21 protein-coding genes are annotated in these 20,025 nt (G+C 67.7%); 4 read left to right on the top strand and 17 right to left on the bottom strand.

The annotated features are described in order from the left end of the window. Positions 1-43: 43 nt before the first annotated feature. From GOALK_RS14330 to GOALK_RS14340, 3 genes are read right to left on the bottom strand one after another with little or no spacing between them, the layout of a single operon-like run. On the bottom strand, positions 44-1,270 hold the full coding sequence (locus GOALK_RS14330; RefSeq protein ID WP_040004222.1) for a winged helix-turn-helix domain-containing protein: 1,227 nt from the start codon (positions 1,268-1,270) through the stop codon (positions 44-46). Next, positions 1,270-1,776: a dihydrofolate reductase gene (locus GOALK_RS14335; protein ID WP_006359546.1), complete on the bottom strand. Its 507-nt coding sequence runs from the start codon at positions 1,774-1,776 to the stop codon at positions 1,270-1,272. Before GOALK_RS14335 ends, GOALK_RS14330 begins: the two co-directional genes overlap by 1 nt. Continuing rightward, entirely contained in the window at positions 1,773-2,606 is an 834-nt protein-coding gene (locus GOALK_RS14340; protein WP_040004223.1) for a thymidylate synthase, read from the bottom strand. The genes GOALK_RS14335 and GOALK_RS14340 overlap by 4 nt, the downstream gene beginning before the upstream one ends. Positions 2,607-2,687: 81 nt before the next feature. Here GOALK_RS14340 and GOALK_RS14345 point away from each other — a divergent pair, with 81 nt between their 5' ends. Together GOALK_RS14345 and GOALK_RS14350 are read left to right on the top strand one after the other, a co-directional pair. Continuing rightward, a complete protein-coding gene (locus GOALK_RS14345; protein WP_187346503.1) occupies positions 2,688-3,065 on the top strand; it encodes an HNH endonuclease in 378 nt (125 codons plus the stop codon). Positions 3,066-3,153: 88 nt separating this feature from the next. Then, positions 3,154-3,603 carry a nitroreductase family deazaflavin-dependent oxidoreductase gene (locus tag GOALK_RS14350; RefSeq protein WP_006359549.1) on the top strand — a complete coding sequence of 150 codons (450 nt, stop codon included), beginning with the start codon at positions 3,154-3,156 and terminating at the stop codon, positions 3,601-3,603. A 24-nt stretch (positions 3,604-3,627) separates the two neighbouring features. On the opposite strand, the gene GOALK_RS14355 is transcribed toward GOALK_RS14350, so the two are convergent. The 7 genes from GOALK_RS14355 to GOALK_RS14385 form a co-directional block, all read right to left on the bottom strand. Next, entirely contained in the window at positions 3,628-4,497 is an 870-nt protein-coding gene (locus GOALK_RS14355; RefSeq protein ID WP_006359550.1) for a potassium channel family protein, read from the bottom strand. Between the two features lies 1 nt (position 4,498). Continuing rightward, positions 4,499-5,815, bottom strand: coding sequence for a Na+/H+ antiporter NhaA (gene nhaA, locus GOALK_RS14360; protein ID WP_006359551.1), 1,317 nt, complete (start codon positions 5,813-5,815; stop codon positions 4,499-4,501). Between the two features lie 179 nt (positions 5,816-5,994). Further along, complete coding sequence (locus GOALK_RS14365) at positions 5,995-7,419, bottom strand: HNH endonuclease (RefSeq protein WP_006359552.1); 1,425 nt, start codon at positions 7,417-7,419, stop codon at positions 5,995-5,997. A 176-nt stretch (positions 7,420-7,595) separates the two neighbouring features. After that, positions 7,596-8,060: a flavodoxin family protein gene (locus GOALK_RS14370; RefSeq protein ID WP_006359553.1), complete on the bottom strand. Its 465-nt coding sequence runs from the start codon at positions 8,058-8,060 to the stop codon at positions 7,596-7,598. A 79-nt stretch (positions 8,061-8,139) separates the two neighbouring features. Continuing rightward, positions 8,140-8,679 carry a hypothetical protein gene (locus GOALK_RS14375; protein ID WP_006359554.1) on the bottom strand — a complete coding sequence of 180 codons (540 nt, stop codon included), beginning with the start codon at positions 8,677-8,679 and terminating at the stop codon, positions 8,140-8,142. Between the two features lie 5 nt (positions 8,680-8,684). Next, positions 8,685-9,434: a 4-hydroxy-tetrahydrodipicolinate reductase gene (dapB, locus tag GOALK_RS14380; protein ID WP_006359555.1), complete on the bottom strand. Its 750-nt coding sequence runs from the start codon at positions 9,432-9,434 to the stop codon at positions 8,685-8,687. A 58-nt stretch (positions 9,435-9,492) separates the two neighbouring features. Next, the gene (locus GOALK_RS14385; RefSeq protein WP_006359556.1) at positions 9,493-9,975 is read right to left on the bottom strand and encodes an Lrp/AsnC family transcriptional regulator; all 483 of its coding nucleotides are present in this window, start codon (positions 9,973-9,975) and stop codon (positions 9,493-9,495) included. Between the two features lie 137 nt (positions 9,976-10,112). Here GOALK_RS14385 and ald point away from each other — a divergent pair, with 137 nt between their 5' ends. Next, positions 10,113-11,228, top strand: a complete 1,116-nt coding sequence (gene ald / locus GOALK_RS14390; RefSeq protein WP_006359557.1) for an alanine dehydrogenase — start codon at positions 10,113-10,115, stop codon at positions 11,226-11,228. A 19-nt stretch (positions 11,229-11,247) separates the two neighbouring features. On the opposite strand, the gene GOALK_RS14395 is transcribed toward ald, so the two are convergent. From GOALK_RS14395 to GOALK_RS14420, 6 genes are all read right to left on the bottom strand, one after another. After that, positions 11,248-12,006, bottom strand: a complete 759-nt coding sequence (locus GOALK_RS14395) for an NRDE family protein (RefSeq protein WP_006359558.1) — start codon at positions 12,004-12,006, stop codon at positions 11,248-11,250. 6 nt (positions 12,007-12,012) lie between these two features. After that, complete coding sequence (locus tag GOALK_RS14400; protein WP_006359559.1) at positions 12,013-13,485, bottom strand: putative nucleotidyltransferase substrate binding domain-containing protein; 1,473 nt, start codon at positions 13,483-13,485, stop codon at positions 12,013-12,015. An 89-nt stretch (positions 13,486-13,574) separates the two neighbouring features. Continuing rightward, positions 13,575-15,845, bottom strand: coding sequence for a polyribonucleotide nucleotidyltransferase (locus GOALK_RS14405; protein WP_035754123.1), 2,271 nt, complete (start codon positions 15,843-15,845; stop codon positions 13,575-13,577). Positions 15,846-16,290: 445 nt separating this feature from the next. Then, positions 16,291-16,560, bottom strand: a complete 270-nt coding sequence (rpsO, locus tag GOALK_RS14410) for a 30S ribosomal protein S15 (RefSeq protein WP_005199046.1) — start codon at positions 16,558-16,560, stop codon at positions 16,291-16,293. A 77-nt stretch (positions 16,561-16,637) separates the two neighbouring features. After that, positions 16,638-17,333 (bottom strand): hypothetical protein, encoded by a 696-nt coding sequence (locus tag GOALK_RS14415; protein ID WP_006359561.1) that lies wholly within the window; start codon positions 17,331-17,333, stop codon positions 16,638-16,640. After that, entirely contained in the window at positions 17,330-18,301 is a 972-nt protein-coding gene (locus tag GOALK_RS14420) for a bifunctional riboflavin kinase/FAD synthetase (RefSeq protein WP_075863320.1), read from the bottom strand. The genes GOALK_RS14415 and GOALK_RS14420 overlap by 4 nt, the downstream gene beginning before the upstream one ends. A 116-nt stretch (positions 18,302-18,417) precedes the next feature. Here GOALK_RS14420 and GOALK_RS14425 point away from each other — a divergent pair, with 116 nt between their 5' ends. Continuing rightward, positions 18,418-19,107 carry a metal-dependent transcriptional regulator gene (locus GOALK_RS14425; RefSeq protein ID WP_164905319.1) on the top strand — a complete coding sequence of 230 codons (690 nt, stop codon included), beginning with the start codon at positions 18,418-18,420 and terminating at the stop codon, positions 19,105-19,107. On the opposite strand, the gene truB is transcribed toward GOALK_RS14425, so the two are convergent. Continuing rightward, entirely contained in the window at positions 19,104-20,024 is a 921-nt protein-coding gene (gene truB / locus GOALK_RS14430; protein ID WP_006359564.1) for a tRNA pseudouridine(55) synthase TruB, read from the bottom strand. The two genes, GOALK_RS14425 and truB, sit on opposite strands and share 4 nt — an antisense overlap. Position 20,025 lies beyond the last annotated feature (1 nt).

Genomic DNA, 20,025 nt, shown 5'->3' on the forward strand with positions numbered 1-20,025 from the left:
GGTCCCCGGATGTTTGTTCCGCTGGTTCGCGTTCTCCCGGTGCTCAGCATCCCATCACGACTCGGAGATCGCGCGCGAGGTCACCCTTCGTGCCGACCGACACGTCGTCGAGGTCGAGCCACCGCGCGAAAGTCCGCAGGTCGGCGGCCAATCGTTCGGCGACGGTGCCGCGATCGTGCCCGGACTCACAGAAGGCACCGAGTACCAACAGGGTTCGGGACCTGCGGTCGGCCTTGAGGTCGACGCGTGCGGCGATGTCGGTGCCCAGCAGATAGGGCAGCACGTAATAACCGTGGATGCGTTTGTGCTCGGGGACGTAGATCTCGATGCGGTAGTGGAAGTCGAAGAGGCGCTCGGCTCGCGGCCGGAAGAACACGAGCGGGTCGAACGGCGAGAGGATCGCCGAGGTGTCGATGCTTCGCGGCATCGGCGCACCGTCGGCGAGATAGGCGGGGTCGCGCCATCCGTCCACCGAGACCTCGTGCAGCACAACCGAATCCACCAGGTCGGCAACGGCCGGCCGGGCGTCGGCAGGTTTGATGCGGTAGTAGTCGGCGAGGTCGGCGACGGTCGCGACGCCGAGTGAACGCGCGGCCCGGGCGAGAAGATCCCGGTGTGCCTGCGCGCGATCCGGACGCTGCGCGGCGATGTCGGCGCCCACGACCCGTTCGGTGAGGTCGTAGTGGCGCATGAAGTTGCCGTTCCGCACCGCCGACAGGTCGCCTGCGGCGAACATCGCCTCGCACAGGTGCTTGACCTCGCCGCGCTGCCACCAGCTCCCCGCCGTGCCCGGCTCGCGTTCGATGCCGAGCTTCTCCTCGATGGTCCGCGGCATCGCGGCACCGGTCTCCTCGATCACGCTGCGGACGTCCGCGGCGAGACTTTTGTTGCGGCGCATGACCTCACGCGTGTGTCGGTACCGCCCGTCGGCGAATTCGTACATGCGCCAACGGAACAGCGGCCAGTCCTCGACCGGGATGAGTGCGGCCTCGTGAGCCCAGTACTCGACGAGGAGCCGTCGGCCCCTCGTCGGCTGCCACGCGGCGCGATGGAGGAGGTCGGGGTCATAGGGACCGAGCCGGCTGTACAGCGGCATGAAGTGCGCCCGCGCGACGATGTTGACCGAGTCCATCTGGAGCAGACCCGTCCGGCCGACGACGCGCTTGAGGTGGGCCATGGTCGGGGTGCCCGACGGTGCGCGATCGGCGAAACCCTGTGCCGCCAGCGCGGTTCGACGCGCCTGAGCCGGAGACAGCCGGTCCGGCGCCATCAGCGGGTGTAGTCGATGAAGCGGTAGGGCGTACCGGTGGTCGAGGTCCGCCACTCCCCCTTGTCGGCCACCGTCCATTCCGGCCCGATCTCCGGCGCGAACGCGTCGGCTCCGGGGACGTCGACGTCGATCTCGGTGAGGCAGAGTTCGGTCGCGAACTGCATTGCCGCCCGATAGATCTCGCCACCGCCGATGACACCGACGGTGTCGCCGTCGGCGAGAGCCAACGCCTCCTCGACGGATCGGGCCACCACCGCACCGTCGGCGGACCAGTCCGGATTGCGTGTCACCACGATGTTGGTGCGGCCCGGCAACGGCCGGAACTTCGGTGGCAGGGAAATCCACGTCCTGCGGCCCATGACGACCGGGTTGCCGAGGGTCTTCTCCTTGAACCGGGCCATGTCCTCGGGGACGCGCCAGGGGATGGTGTTGTCCCGTCCGATCGCGGCCCCTTCACCGGTGACCTCGCGGCCCTGCGCCCAGACGAGCCGGACTCGGCGGGTCACACCGCCACCGGCGCCTTGATCCCGGGATGCGACTGGTAGCCGACGATCTCGATGTCGTCGTACTCGTAGTCGAAGATCGAATCCCGCTTGCGTAGCTCGAGTTTCGGATACGGGTAGGGTTCGCGCGAGAGCTGCAGGTTCACCTGGTCGAGGTGGTTGTCGTAGATGTGGCAGTCGCCGCCGGTCCACACGAACTCGCCGACCTCGAGGCCCGCCTGCTGCGCCATCATGTGGGTCAGCAGCGCGTACGACGCGATGTTGAACGGCACGCCGAGGAACAGGTCGGCCGAGCGCTGGTAGAGCTGGCAGGAGAGCTTGCCGTCGGCGACGTAGAACTGGAAGAACGCGTGGCAGGGCGGCAGCGCCATCTGCGGGATCTCCCCCACGTTCCACGCCGACACGATGTTGCGTCGTGAATCCGGATTGGTCTTGAGCATCTCGAGAGCTGCGGAGATCTGGTCGATCTGCTCCCCTGACGGAGTCGGCCAGCTGCGCCACTGGACGCCGTACACCGGTCCGAGCTCACCGTTCGTGTCGGCCCACTCGTCCCAGATCGTCACGCCGCGCTCCTGGAGCCAGCGGACGTTGGAGTCGCCGCGCAGAAACCAGAGGAGCTCGTAGATGATCGACTTGAGGTGCACCTTCTTGGTGGTGATCAGCGGAAAGCCCTCGGCGAGGTCGTAGCGCAGCTGATGCCCGAAGAGACTTCTTGTGCCCGTGCCGGTGCGATCCGCCTTCGGGGTGCCCGTCTCGAGCACGAGGCGCAGCAGGTCCTCGTAAGGAGTGGGGATCGTCCCGGTCGATGAGATGTCGCGGATGGCCGTACTCACGGGTGTCAGTCTAGGCAAAGCCCCCGACACGTCGCCGCCCGCACGACACGCGGCAACCACCTGCTGTGACTGCAGTGACGCATGTGGCGTCGGGGGTATCCTCCTCCCGTGGCCACTCGCAGCACCACCCGCGCCAACCGCTATGCCAAGCGGCGTCGCAAGCGCGTCGCCTCCCGCGACAACGACCTCACCGACACCCAGTGGCTCGCACTCCAGGAGGCCTGGGGTGGGTGCGCGTACTGCGGCGCGGACGGCGTCGCCCTCCAGCGCGACTGCATGCTGGCGATCTCGCGGGGCGGCCGCTACACCGTGACCAACGTCGTCCCGTGCTGCGGTTCGTGCAATGCCAGCAAGTGCAATTCCGAGGTCACCTCCTGGATGCGCCGCAAGAAGCTCGACGAGAAGGCGTTCCTGGTGCGGCAGTACGAGGTGAGCAGGCTCCTCGCCGACGTCGAGTAGTGCGGAGCCCGATCTGGCAGGTCCGAAGTGTTCCGCGGAACACTCGGGAGGCGCACACTGAGACCATCTGGCGAAGGAGAGTTCGACGATGAGTTTCGAGACCTCGGCGGGTACGCGCGGCGGCCGGGTGCCGAAGGGCCCCTTCATGCGCATCGTGAACAAGGTCGTCGCGCCGATGATCCGCCGTAAGGGACAGTTCGGCGGGATGAATGCGCTCGTGCTGACGACCGTCGGCCGCAAGAGCGGTCAGGAGCGGGCCACCCCGCTCGCCTGGTTCCCGGGCCCCGACGGCAGCTGGCTGATCGTGGCGTCGGCGAACGGAGCCGTGAACAACCCCGGTTGGTACCACAATTTGAAAGCGAACCCCGAGAAGGCCCGGATCGAGGTGGGCGGCAAGACCGTCGAGGTCCGCGCCCAGCAGCTCCACGGCGACGAACGCGCCCAGGCCTGGAATCAGATCAGCAAGAACGAGCGGTTCGCCGGGTATCAGGAGAAGACCGATCGAGAACTGCCGATCATCAAGCTGACCCCCAGGTAGGTGTTCCGCGGAACATTGCCGCGGTCAACGGTCCTCGGGCCTGTCGACCATCGACAGCCGTGTTCCCGGAGTCAACAGGTCATCCACCACCTCGACGACATGTGGTGTCCGAGTCGCAATTCCCATGAGGCGCCCCGCGGTCGCCGCGGAGACGACGACGGTGTCGGCACCCGATCGGCGCAGCAGCGACACGTTCTGCGCGTCGCGGACCACACCCGCGATGTTGGCCCCGGGACTGAGCTGGCGGGCGGTAAGGGTGATGAGGACGGCTGTCGCGTCGCTGTGAACAGCGATGAGGATGGCACGGGCCGCGCCGGCCTCGGCCAGCTTGAGGACCTCACTCCGTGTGGCGTCTCCACGAACAGCCACCAGGTTGAGCGATTCCGCGGCGTCGAGCGCATTCGGGTCGCTGTCGACCACCACGAGACTCGCGGTGTCCACGCCGGCGTCGATGAGCGCGCGGGCCGCACTTCGACCTTTGGTGCCGAAGCCGACGATCACGTGATGGTCGCGCAGGTTGTGCCGCCACCGTTGAATCCGCCACGCCCGACGAGACCGTTCGGTCAGCACCTCGAGAGTCGTCCCGATCAGCACCACCAGGAACAGGACGCGCAACGGCGTGACCACGAGAACGTTGACGACTCGAGCTCCCGGGGTCATGGGAGCGATGTCGCCGTAACCTGTGGTCGAGAGCGACACGGTGACGTAGTACAGACAGTCCAGGAGTGTGAGTGGAGCATCCAGTGCGTGGCTGTAGGCATCCCGGTCGACGTAGACCACCGCCGTCGCGATCGAGATGACGCCGACGGCGATGGCGACGCGTATACCGATCGCACGTACTGGATTCTGTGCGCGTTCGGGAACGTTGATCACGCCGAGTCCGGTCTGCTGCATGTCACTGCTCTCGCTGGTAGACGTCGGGTATTCCGTCGTGGTCGTCGTCACGCGACTCTTCGCGAGCGACTGCGCGGTAGTGACGATTTCGTAGGCGAAGGAGAACCGCGGCCGCCGACGCGGAGATGAGGGAGCCGGCCAGGACCCCGATCTTCACCAGCTCGTCGCGTTCGGTGCCCGATTCGTAGGCGAGGTCACCGATGAGTAGCGACACCGTGAATCCGATTCCGGCCAGCATCGCGACGCCGACCACGTCGATCCACCGCACGTCGGCGTCGAGCGATGCGCGGGTGAAGGTGGCCAGCAGGGCGCTGGTGCCGACGATCCCCACCACCTTGCCGATGACGAGCCCGAAGACGATGCCGAGCGCGATGGGATCGCCGAGGGCGTCGCGGAGACCGTCGAGCCCGCCGATGGCGACGCCTGCGGCGAAGAAGGCGAACACCGGGACCGCGAAACCTGCTGAGAGGGGCCTGATCCGGTGCTCGAACTGTTCGGCGAGACCTGGCTTGGCCGAGTCGTCGGATATCCGGTGCAGGACCGGGACGGTGAACCCGAGCAACACCCCCGCGACGGTTGCGTGCACTCCTGACTCGTGGACGAACGCCCATGTCAGCACCGCGAGCGGAAGCAGGATCCACCAGGCGCGTATCCCCCGCTGTACACAGATCGCGAACGCCGCGAGTGGCAGCAGCGCGAGCGCCAGGGCCGAGCCGTTGATCGTGTCGCTGTAGAACACCGCGATGACGGTGATCGCGAGCAGGTCGTCGACCACTGCCAGGGTCAGGAGGAAGGTACGCAGCGCCGCGGGCAGGTGTGTGGAGATCACCGCCAGCACCGCGACCGCGAAGGCGATGTCGGTGGCCGTCGGGATGGCCCACCCCTGTACTGCGCCGTCGCCGGCTCGTGCGGTGAATGCGACGAAGATGACGGCCGGTACCGCCATGCCCCCGATGGCGGCGACCACCGGCAGCGCGGCCCGGGCGGGGTCACGCAGGTCGCCGGCGACGAATTCTCGCTTCAACTCCAGGCCGACGATGAAGAAGAAGATCGCGAGGAGGCCGTCGGCCGCCCAGGTGGCGAGGGTGAGGTCGAGGTGCAGGCCGAGGGCGTCGGTACCGACTCGAACATCGGCGAGATCGAAGTACGCCGCCGACCATGGGGAGTTCGCCCACGCCAACGCCGCCACGGTGGCAACGAGGAGGAGCATCCCGCCGACGGTTTCCTTGCGGAGGATGTCGGTGATGCGGGAGGTCTCCGGCCAGGAGCCTCGCGCGAACAGGCGTGGTTTCGGTTCAGGGTGCTGAAGTGAGTGCATGGTCGTCCTCAGTGGTGCGGCAACGTACGCGTCGCCGCCGACCGCGGATCACGACCAACGACAAACACGCAGCCGACCAGACTTCCCGGCACTCCGGGAGAAAGCTTAACAGCGCACCGGACAATCGGCGTCACGAGCGTTCCGCGGAACGCTCTGCACTCTGGGCGGGCCGGCCGGAATCAAGCAGCCGCAGGATTGGCCGTCGACTGGCGCTCCTTCCATTCCCACACCGCGTAGATCACCTCGGTGGCGTACCCGAGATCGAGCTTCCCGCCACCGATCGGCACCGTCGCACCCGCGGCAATCCGTCCGTCCGGTCGCCATTGTCCGGACGCGCCTGTCGGTGGACTCGACTGAATCACCGAACCATCGGACATATGGAACGAAAACCGTTGCTGCCCAAGTCCCTTGATCGCAAACTCGCCCCGATGCAATGCTCGATGACACGAGCCGCACAACAGAATCAGGTTGTCCAACTCGGTCTCCCCACCGGCCGACCAGAACACCACATGATGCGCATGCAGATGCCGCGTCCGCCCACATCCCGGCGTCTGACAACACCGATCCCGCAGGAACAACGCCCGAATCATCGCCTTGGACGGAGCCCGCTGCTTGCGCCCCAACCCCAACAACGCCCGCTTCCCCGGACTCCCCGCCACCCGGCGGGACAACGCTTCCCGCAACGACGCACCACACGCCGCTTCCTCTACCTCGGCCTCCGACAACGCCGGACCGTCATCCAGATGCGCATGCTCCACCCCGTCTCCGACATGGATCAAGATCTCGGCCCCGGGAGCGAGGTCGGGCATCGCGATTCCCTCATGCACCGCATCGGCCATCGCCACCACCGCCGCAGCAATATTTGACGGTACGTTTCGCCACAGATCCCGACGATTCGCCGGCTTCACCTCCGAATCCGTCTCCCCGGATTCGGTTTCCAGTTCGCCGGGAGTGTTCCGCGGAACACTCGGCAGGTCCGGATCGCCCATCGTGCGGGCGCGTTCATACTCCGCGCGCACCGTCCCCGCCAGAAACCGCGCCCCATCAAGAGGCGTCAGTGTCATCGACACCGACAACGATCCATCCGCATTCCACTTCCACCGAGCCGACGACTCCGCCGGCGGCGTCAACTCCCCACCATCGCTGTAGCCCCGGTCGATCTGCCGCATCGCCCGCACCGCCTTCTCCAGCTGCGACGCCGTGCACGACAACGCCAGATTCACCAACTCCGGCTCCCGCATCGGCGTGGCCACCCGCGTCAACGCTCGCACCTTGGAATACGTCAGCCGACCTTCGCTGAAGTGCTGCCGGATCAGCGGGAGCTCGCGCAATGCCTTCGCGACCCGCACCTGTTCGTGCGCCGTCCGCGGCGCAATCCCCGCCTTCCAGGAAAGCCAGTGCGCCAGTGAGTGAATCCCCGGCCCCCGCCACGACTCCCGCTCATCCAACTCCGCCACCAAATCAAGAAGATCGGCCGTCAACGCTGTGATCTGTGCGGCGTAACCGAGCACCCGAACCTCGAGCACCTCGTCCGACAACGACTTCGGATCCGCGCCATCGAACATCGACGACACACCCTCGGCACGTAACGCGGTAACAGACATCCCGACCCCCCAGCCAGTTCGAACAGGTATACGAACAAGCTATCGCCGGGCACCGACAATTCTGCAGGTCACAGACTCGCAAGTGTTCCGCGGAACACACGGCGCCAATGGACGACGGGGGTTGATCGAGGCGAAAAGGAACGAAGCCGCCGGCCCAGGGGACGCGGCCGAGGACACTAGCCCATGAGCTGCGCCGCAACCGTCGCGCCCAACTCCCAGCACGCTTCGCGGTCGACTTTGGTCGGCTTCTCCGAAACCACCACGTACTCAGCGGATTTCACCCAGCCGAGGCCGGTGGTGATGGAGGTGAGGGCCTTCTCCGCGCCCTCGGTTCCCTGGTTGCCGTGGAAGTACGCACCGAACGGGCGACCCTGCGTCGAGTCGAGGATCTGGTAGTAGCTGACGTCGAAGGCGTGTTTCAGTGCGCCACTGATGTATCCGAGGTTGGCGGGGGTGCCGAGGATGTAACCGTCGGCCTCCAGGAAGTCGCTCGCGGTCACCGCCAGCGCGGCTCGACGGACCACCTCGACGCCTTCTATCTCCGGGTCCGTCGCACCGGAGATGACGGCCTCGAACATCTCCTGGCAGTGGGGCGACGGCGTGTGGTGAACGATCAGGAGTCGCTTGGCATCGTCGGACATCACGACCTCCCCGCGAACGCCAGCAACCTATCAGCCGCGTTCGCACCCTCGAGCAGAACCATCTGGCCCTCCCGGGTCCCTACTGCTCGCTGCCGTGAAACTGCGCGACCGCGCGTTTCATCATCGCGCGGGCTCGGGGGCGGTCGCCGGCGTAGTCGTAGGCGCGGGCGATGCGGTATGTGTTCCGCCAGTCGTTCGGATCGGCCTCCCACTCGGCCTTGACCTGGGCGAACAGCTCGTCGGCGGCGCCGCGTTCCATGCGGCCGGAGGCGCGGTGCGGAAGGTTCGAGATGTCGAGCTCGCGACCCTCCTCGGCCATGATCGCGGCGAGCTTCTGGTGTTCCAGGCCTGCGCGGAGCGTCGCGTAGATCAGCCAGGCGCCGATGAGCGGTAGGGCGATGACACCGAGCCCCAACCCGATTCCCGCTGCGGTCCCCGTGGCGATGAGCTGGAAGCCACGCCAGCCGAGCAGCACGAAGTAGACGATCAGCGCCACGACGAGGAACCCGATCATCCAGACGATCGGTCGCGCGTCCTTCTTCTTCGGCCCCAGCTGCGGCGCGCCGCCCTCGGTGTCGCCGGTGTGGGTGCCCTCGTCGTGAGTGCCGTCATCGACCATGGTGATCAGAGGTCCATCAGTTCTTCGAGTCCGATGGTCAGACCCGGACGGTCCGCGATGCTGCGCACCCCGAGGAGCACACCGGGCGCGAACGACGACCGGTCGAGCGAGTCGTGGCGGATGGTGAGCGTCTCACCCTCGGTCCCTAGCAGCACTTCCTGGTGGGCGACGAGGCCGGCCAGGCGCACCGAATGGACGTGCACACCGTCGACCACGGCCCCTCGCGCACCGTCGAGTTCGGAGGTGGTCGCATCGGGGCTCGGTCCGACGCCCGCCTCGGCACGTGCGCGGCCGATCAGTTCGGCGGTTCGGTAAGCGGTGCCCGACGGGGCGTCGGCCTTCTGCGGGTGGTGCAGTTCGACGACCTCGACCGAGTCGTAGTACTTGGCGGCCTGCGCGGCGAAACGCATCGACAGGACGGCGCCGATCGCGAAGTTCGGGGCGATCAGCACGCCGACCTTCGGGTTCTCGGCGAGCCAGCCGCGGACGGTCTCGAGGCGTTCCTCGGTGAAACCGGTGGTACCGACGACGGCGTGAATCCCGTTGGCGATGAGGTACTTGAGGTTGTCCATCACGACGTCGGGGTGGGTGAAGTCGACGACGACCTGGGTGTCGGTGTCGGAGAAGAACTCCAGCGAGTCACCCTTGTCCACGCCCACGGTGTAGGTGAGGTCGTCGGCCTTCTCGACCGCCGTGACGATCGCCTGCCCGACCTTGCCCTGACTGCCCAGGACGCCCACCGTGATACCGCTCATGTCCACCCTCTTCGATCTCGACGTGCCAACGGGTCTCAGTCTAGTGGCGAGGACATTCTCAATAGATCGGCGCATCGCCGCGGCGATGCTCGAAGACCAGCGACGTGGTGGTGCCCGCGACCTCGCGACGGCTGTTGAGCCGCTCGACGAACTGGCGCAGCGTCTCGGTGTCGGCGGTCGCCACGTGGAGCATGTAGTCGTCGGCGCCGGCGAGGAAGAACACGTCGATCACCTCGTCGTACGCGGCGATCTCGCCGACGAAGCGCCGGATCTGCCCACGCGCATCGGACTGGAGACTGACCGCCACCATCGCGCGCAGCGGGCGACCGACGGCGGCGGGATCGACGTCGGCGAAGAAACCACGGATGACACCGAGTTCGACGAGCCTGCGCATGCGGCCGTGACACGTCGACGCGGCGATCCCCACGCGTTGTGCCAGCTCACTGTTGGGCATGCGCGCGTCGGACTGCAGGAGCTTCAGCAGTTCACGGTCCGTCGCGTCGAGCTCCCCGGGCTGAACATCCTTCGGTGCGGCAGGCATCGAACCCTCCTCGATAGAAACATCTTCGTCAGATTCGGCTGGTCAAGAATCTTCTTCACCCGCATTGTGTCACGTCTGAAGTTCCTTCACCCTCAGGACAGGTTTCCTGCACAAACTTCGACAAGAGAGGGAGCATCATGCGCGTCGGCGTCCCCACCGAGATCAAGAACCACGAGTACCGCGTCGCCGTCACCCCGGCGGGCGTCGCCGAGCTGCACCACCGCGGCCACGACGTCATCGTCCAGGCGGGCGCCGGTGAGGGGTCGGCCATCACCGACAACGACTACAAGGCCGCCGGCGCGCAGATCCTCGGCACCGCCGCCGGGGTCTGGGAGCAGGCCGATCTGCTGCTCAAGGTCAAGGAACCGATCGCCTCCGAGTTCGACCTCATGCGCGCGGGCCAGACGATCTTCACCTACCTCCACCTGGCCGCCGGCAAGGAGTGCACCGATGCGCTGCTCGCCTCCGGCACCACGTCCATCGCCTACGAGATGGTCCGCACCGCAGACGGCGCGCTCCCCCTTCTCGCGCCGATGAGTGAGGTCGCCGGACGGCTCGCACCTCAGGTCGGCGCCTATCACCTGATGAAGTCCGAGGGTGGCCGCGGCGTCCTCATGGGCGGCGTCCCCGGCACCGAGCCGGCCGAGGTCGTCGTCATCGGCGGCGGGGTCAGCGGCGTCAACGCGGCGACGATCGCCGTCGGCATGGGCGCCCAGGTCACCGTCTTCGACCTCGACATCGCCAAGCTCCGCGCGATCGACGCCCGGTTCGCCGGCCGCGTCCACACCCGCTACAGCACCAAGCTCGCGCTCGACGACGCGGTCAAGAAGGCCGACCTGGTCATCGGCGCCGTCCTCGTCCCGGGCGCCAAGGCGCCGGTCCTGGTGCCCAACAGCCTTGTCGCGCAGATGAAGTCGGGTGCGGTTCTCGTCGACATCGCGATCGACCAGGGCGGTTGCTTCGAGGATTCGCATCCCACGACCCACGCCGACCCCACCTTCACCGTGCACGACACCACCTTCTACTGCGTGGCCAACATGCCCGGCACCGTCGCCCGCACATCCACGCACGCGCTCACCGGGGCGACCCTCCCCTACGTGCTGCGCCTGGCGGATCAGGGCTGGAAGAAGGCCTGCGACACCGATCCGGCACTGGCATCGGGTCTGAGCACCCATCGCGGCGAGCTGTTCACCGCCGAGGTCGGCGAGGCGCTCGGTCTCCCCGTCGCGGCGATGCCGTTCGCACACAACTGATCAGCGCGGCCACCCGCGTTCAGAAGGCGATGCGGGTGGTTCCCCGCCGCTTCCCGCGGTACCCGTAGCGGCGTTCGACGATCGCGCCGTGGCCGTCGTGACCGATGCGCAGCAGGGTCGACGCCCGCGTCCCGTATCCCGGGATGTTGATGAACTTCGACGACAGGGCCGCCTCGAACTCGGCTCCGACGCCGGTGTCGGGCAGCCGCACCGGGTCGGGGCGGTCCTGGTCGGCCAGCATCGAGAAGTAGTCGTCGTCGGAGGCGCCGGCGGAGATCAGGTCACGGAGTGCAACAGTACCGTCGGCGACCTTCGGCCAGTCGTTGTCGAGCGCACCGTTGGACACGCCGTGCACGCCGTCGGCCACCCGCTCGGCGTGCGGAGCCGGTCGATTCGTCACCCACCACAGATCCGTGGCATCACCGATGAGCAGGTTCACCGGGTCGTAGTCGGCGGCCTGTTCCACGACGCGATCGGCGAACACCTTCGGGTCCTCGTCGCCGTCAAGGAAGTCCACCGGCAACTGCCCGCGCGAGCGGACCCCGGCGCGTTCGGGCGGACCGACCCGCACATTCGTCACCATCGCGACCCGGCCGGGGACGTCGGCGGACACACCCATCCAGGTGCCGCCGGCGAGGGCGTCGCGTCCGGCGATGATCGGCAGCTCATCCCACCGGGACAGCGCATACGTGCGCCGCCGGTGGTACTCGTCGCGGTTGGCCGCGACGATCAGCCGGTGCTCGGGATGTGCGTTCCACGCGAAGAGGATCAGGCACATGGCATCTCAGTTCACCTGGTAGTGGCTCATACCCGCCATTCTGCGCTGGACACCGGCGATCTCTCGCACCGCCTGCGCCACCAGGCTCCGGTCCAGCGGCGACAGCCGCCCCATCTCCAGCACGTCCGTCGGTGTCTCGCCACGATCGAACTGCGCGACCTGATACCGCAACCGCACCCGTTGCAGGACGTCGAACACCTCCGTCAGCGTCGTCGCATCGTCGTCGGTGAGCAAGGCGCTCCCCGACGCCGCCTGGAGACGCGCGCGTGTGTTCACCTCGGTGGATTCGACGCTCAACGCCACCCAGCGGGCGATGTTGATCAGCGGCGTCAGCGCATTGGCCTTGACGTCGAACGCCCCCGGGCGCCGGGTCAGGACGTCACGCATCGAGCGCAGTCGCGCCTTGGTCGACAACGACTCCTCGAGCAGCAACCGCATGGTGCGCGGGTCGGCGCGCAGGGCGCCGATCATCTCGACTCCCGGCGTCGGTGCCGCCGAACCACGACGCGGCCCGGCCAGCGGCCGGCCGTCGAGGATCAGCGACGTGAAGATCATCCCCTTGTCTTCCAGCGGCGTGTCGATCCACCCTCGTGCCGCCGTCTGCCACTGGCTGCGGGTCCGCGAGAACAACGGCTTCGACGCGACGGCGCCCTTGGTGTCCACGGTCAGGCCGGCACCGCGCAACAGGTCGTCGAGCTCCGCGAAAGCCCCACGGTAGCCGTCGAGCTCGGACCCTCCCAGCGAGTCGTCGAACACGACCGCGGAGTCGACATCCGAACTCAGCACCGGCTCCCGACGCGCATTGCTGCCGAGCGACAACCAGGTGTACGCGGCGGGATCGACGTCGGGACGGGAGTCGACGACCAGCCGCAGTCCCCGCAGCACGACGGCGTCGACGATGAGGGAGGCGACCTGGGTGACCTCGTGTGCCGGTCGATCGCGCCGCACGAGATCGGCGACCAGTTGCGGGATGCGTTGCGCGTGTCCCTGCAGTTCCTCCACCGTCTGCGACCGTGAGATCTGTTCGCGCAGCGGCATGCTCGAACCGGCCGGGTCGGCGACGAAATCACTCGCGCCGACAACGCCGAGGACGGTGCCGTCGGCGTCGCGTACCGGGATCACCGTGAGGTCGCGGTCGACGAGCTCGGTGAGGGCGTCGATCGCCGACGTCCGGGCGTCGACGACGAACGCCGGACCGTCGACGACCTCCCCCACCGGGGTGTCGAGGTTTCGTCCGGCGGCGACGACGCGCGCCCGGATGTCGGCGTCGGTGAGCAGCCCGAGACCGTGGCCGGGCTGCGGGATCACGACGTAGTCCTGGTCGCGCTCGGTCATCAGCGTCGCGGCCTGACGCACGGTCATGTCGGCCCGTCCGATCACCGGCTCGGTCCGCAGCAGGTCGGCCACGGTACGCGATGCGGGTGTGCGCGCGGCGTCGCGGCGGTGCGCGACCGTCAGCTGGTCAGGCGGACCGTTCATCTCTGCAGATCATAGGCGGCTGCGGACAGACATCGGGCCCGCCGTCCGGATGGACGGCGGGCCCGATGGGTACCTCAGATCAGAACGGCTCAGGCGTCGGCGGCGGCCTCAGCCTTGTCGGCCTCTTCGTCGACGGGGACGAGGCTGATCTTGCCGCGCTCGTCGATGTCGGCGATCTCCACGCGGAGCTTGGAGCCCACGTTCACGACGTCCTCGACCTTGTTGACGCGCTTGCCCTTACCGAGCTTCGAGATGTGCACCAGGCCGTCGCGACCCGGCAGCAGCGACACGAACGCACCGAACGCGGTGGTCTTGACGACGGTGCCGAGGAAGCGCTCGCCGACCTTGGGCAGCTGCGGGTTGGCGATCGCGTTGATGCGGTCGATCGCAGCCTGTGCCTTCACGCCATCGGAGGCGCCGACGAACACGGTGCCGTCGTCCTCGATGGAGATGTTGGCACCGGTCTCCTCGGTGATGCCGTTGATCGTCTTGCCCTTGGGGCCGATCAGCTCGCCGATCTTGTCCATCGGGATCTTGATGGTGGTGATCCGCGGAGCGAACGGGCTCATCTCGTCGGGCTCGTCGATGGCCTCGGCCATGACGTCGAGGATGGTCAGGCGGGCGTCCTTGGCCTGGCTGAGCGCACCCGCGAGCACCTGCGAGGGGATGCCGTCGAGCTTGGTGTCGAGCTGCAGGGCGGTCACGAAGTCCTTCGTGCCCGCGACCTTGAAGTCCATGTCGCCGAAAGCATCCTCGGCACCGAGGATGTCGGTCAGTGCGACATAGCGGGTCTCGCCGTCGACGGTGTCGGAGACCAGGCCCATGGCGATGCCGGCGACCGGGGCGCGCAGCGGCACACCGGCGTTGAGCAGCGACATGGTCGAGGCGCAGACCGAACCCATCGAGGTGGAACCGTTGGAGCCCAAGGCCTCCGAGACCTGACGGATCGCGTACGGGAAGTCCTCGACGCTCGGGAGCACCGGCATGAGGGCACGCTCGGCGAGCGCTCCGTGCCCGATCTCGCGACGCTTGGGCGAACCGACGCGGCCGGTCTCACCGGTCGAGTACGGCGGGAAGTTGTAGTGGTGCATGTACCGCTTGGACGTCTCGGGTCCGAGCGAGTCGATCTGCTGCGCCATCTTCACCATGTCGAGTGTGGTGATGCCCATGATCTGGGTCTCGCCACGCTCGAACAGCGCACTGCCGTGGGCGCGCGGGATCACGCCGACCTCGGCGGAGAGTGCGCGGATGTCGGTGATGCCACGACCGTCGATGCGGAAGTGGTCGGTCAGGATGCGCTGGCGCACCAGCTTCTTGGTCAGCGAACGGTAGGCGCCGCCGATCTCCTTCTCACGACCCTCGAACTGCTCGCCGAGCTGGGCGAGGATGTCGGCCTTGAGCTCGTCGGTCTTGTCGTCGCGCTCCTGCTTGCCGGGGATCGTGAGGATCTCCGAGAGGCGCTCGGTCGCGGCGGCGGCGACGGCCTCGTAGACGTCGTCCTGGTACGGCGGGTACAGCGGGAACTCCCCGGTGTCCTTGGCAGCGGCTGCGGCCAGCGACTTCTGTGCCTCGCAGAGGCGGGCGATGAACGGCTTGGCGGCTTCGAGGCCCTCGGCGACGATCGCCTCGGTCGGCGCCTGGGCACCGCCGGCGATCAGGTCGATGACGTTGTCGGTGGCCTCGGCCTCGACCATCATGATCGCGACGTCGGCGGAATCGCCTTCACCGCTGACGATACGGCCCGCGACGACCATGTCGAACACGGCGCCCTCGAGCTGTTCGACGGTCGGGAACGCCACCCACTGGCCGGCCTTGTTCTCCTCGGTCGGGATGAGCGCGACACGCACGCCGCCCACCGGGCCGGAGAACGGCAGACCCGCGAGCTGGGTCGACGCCGACGCGGCGTTGATGGCCACGACGTCGTAGAGGTCGTTCGGGTCGAGCGACAGCACGGTCACGACGACCTGGATCTCGTTGCGGAGACCGTCGACGAAGGACGGGCGCAGCGGGCGGTCGATCAGACGGCAGGTGAGGATCGCGTCGGTCGACGGACGGCCCTCACGACGGAAGAACGATCCGGGGATGCGGCCGGCGGCGTACATCCGCTCCTCGACGTCCACGGTCAGCGGGAAGAAGTCGAAGTGTTCCTTCGGGTGCTTCGACGCGGTGGTGGTCGAGAGCAGCATGTTCTCGTCGTCGAGGTACGCGGTCACCGAGCCGGCGGCCTGCAGGGCGAGGCGTCCGGTCTCGAAGCGGATCGTGCGGGTGCCGAAGCTCCCGTTGTCGATGATCGCGGTGGCCTCGGTGATGGCGTCGTCGTACTCGTCGGTGAATTCTTCGGTGGTGTTCACATCTGTCATGTGGGGTGGAATCCCTTCGTAGCGGCTGCCGTTAGCGGCCGTCGTGATGCGCGGCCACGCAGAGATGGCCGCTTGTGCGGTTGAGGGTGGTCATCGCGAGGTGCGCAGCGTGCACCGAATGCCGGTGCAGTCGTGCTGTGGAGCTCGTCGCACGCGCGGATCGGACCGACCCAGAACGCGCCGAGAAAACACGGCAGCGGGTGAATGGCGCGACGTTTCGCGCCCGGTTGAGTGCTCAGACGGCCTTCGATCGAAGCGGCCGGAACCATTGTTCCGGCGGCCACTACCGAGGACCGATCTGGCTCGTCGTCACGCACTGCCATCAGTTCACGGCAACGATCCGTTGTCAGCCTATCACCGCGCCGTGTCAATACCTCAATATGACAAACCGGCCACCTCCCGTTCGGGAGATGGCCGGTGGTGAGTCTGTTGTCGCGGTCCGCGATCAGCGACGCAGGCCGAGGCGCTCGATGAGCGAACGGTAGCGGTTGATGTCGACCTTGGCGACGTACTTCAGCAGGCGACGACGACGGCCGACGAGCAGCAGCAGACCGCGGCGGCTGTGGTGGTCGTGCTTGTGCTGCTTGAGGTGCTCGGTGAGGTCGACGATGCGCTTGGTCAGCAGAGCGACCTGGGCCTCGGGCGAACCGGTGTCGGTCTCGTGCAGACCGTACTCGCTGAGGATTTCCTTCTTCTGCTCGACAGTCAAAGCCATGGAGATACTCCTGTTTCTCAGTGCCGCGTCTCAGATACATCCGGTGCGCCACTGCGGACTGCAGCAACACCGACTGATCAGGCTACCTGCCGGAGTGGGCCCGCCCCAAATCCGTGCGGGACCGGCCCGAGTCCATGGATGCTGATGGCCGCGTCACGGCCGAGCCACCACCACACCAGGGCGACGGCGACCACGCCGATGACCGCACCGACGACGATCGCGATGGCGAGCAGGCGTCGGGCCGGTTGACGCTCGGCGCCTCGCCCGGTCAGCGAGACGCCGATCAGTCCGAGAACAACGGAGGTCAGGGCCGCGGCGAGCATCAGGAACAAGCCGACGGTCGGTTCACCGACGTCGGCGGCCGCCGATGTCGCCCCGATCTGCCCCAGCGGCAGCGTCAGCCCGAGGGGCCGCACGGGTACCGCCCCGGCCATGACGACGACGCCGACACCTGCCCCGGCGACCGTGGCGAAACCCGGGTGGGGTGCACCCACCCGCCGCACGAGGCCGTAGAGGGCGGCGAGACCACCGACGATGATCAGCAGACCGAGGGGGACGGTGAACCACCCGAGCGTCAGCTGGGTTCCGAGCGTCTGCGCGTAGCGCCCGTCGTGGACGCCGAAACCGTTCGGGTTGAGCGGTGCGAGTCCCACCGCGGCGAGGTCCACCCATTGCATGAACGTCGCGGCCACGACCACCAGGCCGAGCACGACCGACGCGAGGGCCGCGGCGATCGCCGACGTCTGAGCGGGACTCTTGCCGAGAGCGCTCACGATGTCTCGGCCGCCGCCAGGATCTCCCTGGTCTTGGCGACGTCGTTCCCCATCTCGTCGATGAGGGCGTCGATCCCGTCGAACTGGACCATGCCGCGGATGCGGTGGACGAAATCGACGGCGACGTGCTGGCCGTAGAGGTCGGCGTTCTTGTCGAGGACGAAGGCCTCGACCGTGCGGGTGCGTCCGGAGAAGGTCGGGTTGGTGCCCACCGACACCGCGGCCTGATAGCGCTCCCCCGGGACGACCTCACCGACGGCCGGGCCGACGCCGAGGATCGTGAACCAGGCCGCGTACACGCCGTCGGCCGGGATCGCGGCGTACATCGGCGGCGCGACGTTGGCGGTCGGATAGCCGAGATCGCGTCCGCGACCGTCACCGCGGACGACGACGCCCTCCACCCGATGCGGGCGGCCCAGGGCCTCGGCGGCGCGGTCCATGTCGCCGGCGGCGACGCAGGACCGGATGTAGGTCGACGAGTAGGTCACCGCGTGTTCGCCGAACAGCGAGATGGCCTGCACCTCGAAGCCGAACTTGGCGCCGAGCTCGGTCAGTTTCGCGACATCGCCGGCGGCCTTGCGTCCGAAGGTGAAGTTGTCCCCCACCACCACGTCGGCGGCATGCAGTGTCTCCACGAGGATGTCGTGGGCGAAGTCCTTGGGCGAGCGGGCCGCGAGCTCCGGGGTGAACGGCATGACGCAGAAGACGTCGATCCCGAGCTCCTCGGCCAGTTCTGCCCGTCGCGTCAGCGTGGTCAGTTGCGGCGGATGGGATCCCGGCCGCACGACCTCCGACGGATGCGGGTCGAAGGTCATCAGCACGGAGGGCACCCCGTGTTCCTTCGCCGCCTTCGTGGCGGCATGGATCAGTTCGGCATGCCCACGGTGCACACCGTCGAAGACACCGATGGTGACCACGCACCGTCCCCAGTCCGCGGGGATGTCATCAAGACCTCGCCATCGCAACACGCGACCAGCCTACGGGGAGCACCAGTTCCAAACCACCACCGCCACACGCCTACGAGCGGACACGATGCCGACGACGAGGTGTCGGCGAGGCGACAAGGGGACGCTAAGCTCGATCCATGCCATGGCGATCAGACCGTCCGGTGACCGAGCTGTCACAGGTCACCCAGGACTATCTGAAGGTCATCTGGACCAGCCAGGAGTGGGAGGACGTCAAGGTCACCACCAAGCTGCTGGCCCAGTCCCTCGGAGTGTCCCCGTCCACCGCGTCGGAGGCCATCCGCAAGCTCGCCGACCAGGGTCTGGTCTCCCACGAGCCCTACGGCGCGGTGACACTCACCGATCACGGCCGCGAGGCCGCGATCCTCATGGTGCGGCGCCACCGTCTCATCGAGACCTTCCTCGTCCGTGAACTCGGCTACCGCTGGGACGAGGTGCACGACGAGGCCGAGATCCTCGAGCACGCGGTGTCCGACCGCCTGATGGCCCGGCTCGACGCCAAACTCGGCTTCCCCGACCGGGATCCGCACGGCGACCCGATCCCCGCACTCGACGGTTCGATCCCCACTCCCGCCGCGGCCCTGCTCGCCGACCTCGAGGTCGGGGCGTCGGGATGCATCGCACGCATCTCCGACACCGATCCGGAGATGCTGCGCTACTTCGACGAGGTGGGCGTGGCCCTCGACCGCGTGGTGACCGTCGCCGAGAAGCGGCCGTTCGCCGGCACCATCTCGGTGTCCCTCGACGACGCGGCGCCGATCGACCTGGGCGACATCGCCGCCCGCGCGATCTTCGTCGTCCCGCGCTAACGCAGGGTCGCGGGTCGTACCACCATCACCGAACTCGCCCGCTTGCCCTTCTCCTGGATCAGCGCGATGGCCTGCTCGTGCGGGTCGACGACCACGTAGACGCCCTTCATGCCGATCGGCTCGAGCCACCGTCCCTGGCTGATGGATTCGGCCTCGTCGTCGCTGATGTCGCGGCGCGGGAAGGACAGCTTCACGGCCTCGTCGATGTCGAGGCTGACGCGGCCGTCCTCGCGGACCTCGTCGAGCGTGCGGGCGTGTTCAAGGGTGAAGGGCCCGACCGCGGTGCGTCGGAGTGCGGTGAGGTGTCCCCCGACCCCCAGTGCGGCGCCGAGGTCACGGGCCAGGGACCGGATGTAGGTACCCGACGAACAGTCCACCGCGACATCGAGATCCACCACGCCCGGGGTGCCGTTGTCGGTGTCGCCGTCGCGCCGTATGGCGAGCACGTCGAATCGTGACACGGTGACCGGGCGGGCTTCGAGGTCGAAGTCGGCGCCGGTGCGGACCAGGGCGTGCGCTCGCCGGCCGTCGACCTTGATCGCCGACACCTTCGCCGGGACCTGCTGGATGTCGCCGGTGAGATCGGCGACGCCCGAGGCGATCTCGTCGTCGGTCACACCGGAGGCGTCCGCGGTGGTGAGGATCTCCCCCTCGCGGTCGTCGGTGGTGGTCGAGGCGCCCAGCCGGATGGTCGCCGTGTAGGACTTGGTGGTCAACGATAGCAGGCCGAGAAGCTTTGTCGCCCTCTCGATCCCGACGACGAGAACGCCGGTGGCCATCGGGTCCAGGGTGCCGGCGTGGCCGACCCGGCGGGTGTCGAAGATCTTGCGGCACCGCGACACGACGTCGTGGCTGGTGATCCCGGCCTGCTTGTCGACGATGAGCAGGCCGGCCTTCTCGATGGTTGCGTCGGCCATG

The organism is Gordonia alkanivorans NBRC 16433 (assembly GCF_000225505.1).
Classification (GTDB): Bacteria; Actinomycetota; Actinomycetes; order Mycobacteriales; family Mycobacteriaceae; genus Gordonia; species Gordonia alkanivorans.